This window comes from Niveispirillum sp. (genome assembly GCF_052437035.1).
Classification (GTDB): domain Bacteria; phylum Pseudomonadota; class Alphaproteobacteria; order Azospirillales; family Azospirillaceae; genus Niveispirillum.
In genome coordinates, this window is record NZ_JBQVOH010000055.1 from 1 (window position 1) to 564 (window position 564).

Consider the following 564-nt stretch of genomic DNA (forward strand, 5'->3'; position numbering starts at 1 on the left):
CGGTTTTTGAATCCCGCCTGAGCGCGGACGAGCCCGCTTTCATGCGCGAACACCGGGTGCAAGGCCACGTGGTCGTGCCGGCCACCGCCTACCTCGACACCTTGCTGGCCGCCGCGCGCCAGCTGTTCGGCCAGGGGCCGGTGGCGGTCGAAGACATCACCGTGCAGGAAGCGATGCTGCTGGCCGACGACGGCGCCGCGCGCACGCTGCAGGTGGTCTGCGGCGCGGCGCGGCAGGGCGGCGCGGTGGCGGTCACGCTCAGCAGCCTGGGTGAAGACGCCGCCGACGCCGAACCCTGGGTAGCGCATGTGTCGGGCACCTTGCGCGCGGGCGCCGCGCCGGCTTCGACGGGTTCCCTGGCCGCCCTGAAGGCCGCATGTTCGGAGCCGGTGGACATCGCCGGTTTCTACGAAGGTTTCGCGCGCCGTGGCCTGGACTTCGGCCCCGGCTTCCAGTCCATTCAAACCCTGTGGCGCGGGCCGTCGCAGGCGGTGGGTGAGATCGCCCCCGATCATGACGGTGTGATCCGCCGCAACCGGCCCATCGCTGCGGATGGCCCCATGG

At 71.6% G+C, this 564-nt stretch carries 1 protein-coding gene; it reads left to right on the top strand.

The window, feature by feature from the left end:
- On the top strand, positions 1 to 564 hold a 564-nt coding region (locus ACT6Q8_RS25645), incomplete at both ends, for a polyketide synthase dehydratase domain-containing protein (protein ID WP_444739499.1).